Annotated in this window: 1 protein-coding gene; it reads left to right on the forward strand. The window is 70.3% G+C overall.

What is annotated here, in order from left to right:
- On the forward strand, window positions 1-837 hold an 837-nt coding region (locus tag G3N93_RS40620; RefSeq protein ID WP_206135588.1), incomplete at both ends, for an iron ABC transporter permease.

Raw genomic sequence — 837 nt, forward strand, 5'->3', positions numbered from 1 at the left:
TTGCTCGTCGCCGCCGCGTTCGACGCCGATCTCGCGCACTGGCGACATCTCGCCGAATTCGTGCTGCCGCAGGCGCTCGTCAATACGCTGCTGCTGCTCGCGGGCGTCGGCGCGATCGTGTCGGTCGTCGGCACGGGCTGCGCATGGCTCGTCACCGCGTATGACTTTCCCGGCCGCCGGATGCTGACGTGGGCGCTGCTGCTGCCGCTCGCGGTTCCCACCTACATCGTCGCGTTCGCGTATCTCGATCTGCTGCATCCGATCGGCCCCGTGCAGGGCGCGGTCCGCTGGCTGCTCGGCTTCGACAGCCCGCGCCAGTTCCGCCTGCCCGACCTGCGCTCGCTGCCCGGCGCGATCTTCGTGCTCGGCTTCGTGTTGTATCCCTACGTCTACCTGAGCACGCGCGCGATGTTCGTCACGCAGTCCGCGAGCCTGCTCGAAGCCGCGCGCACGCTCGGCGCGGGACGCATCGCCACGTTCTGGCGCGTCGTCGTGCCGCTCGCGCGTCCCGCGATCGCGGTCGGCGTGAGCCTCGCGCTGCTCGAAACGCTGAACGATATCGGCGCATCGGAATTCCTCGGCGTTCAGACGCTGACCGTGTCCGTTTACACGACATGGATCACGCGCTCCGACCTCGCCGGCGCCGCGCAGATCGCACTCGCGATGCTCGCGATCGTCGTCGGCATGATCGTGCTCGAACGCTACGGCCGCCGTCGCCAACGCTACGCGCATGGTCGGCGCATGCGGCCGATCGCGCCGCGCCGCCTGACGGGCACCGCCGCATTCAGCGCCGCCGTGCTCGGCTGGCTGCGCGTGCTGCTCGGCTTCGGCGCGCCG

Origin of the sequence: Burkholderia sp. Se-20378, assembly GCF_017104665.1 — a bacterium.
GTDB lineage: Bacteria > Pseudomonadota > Gammaproteobacteria > Burkholderiales > Burkholderiaceae > Burkholderia > Burkholderia lata.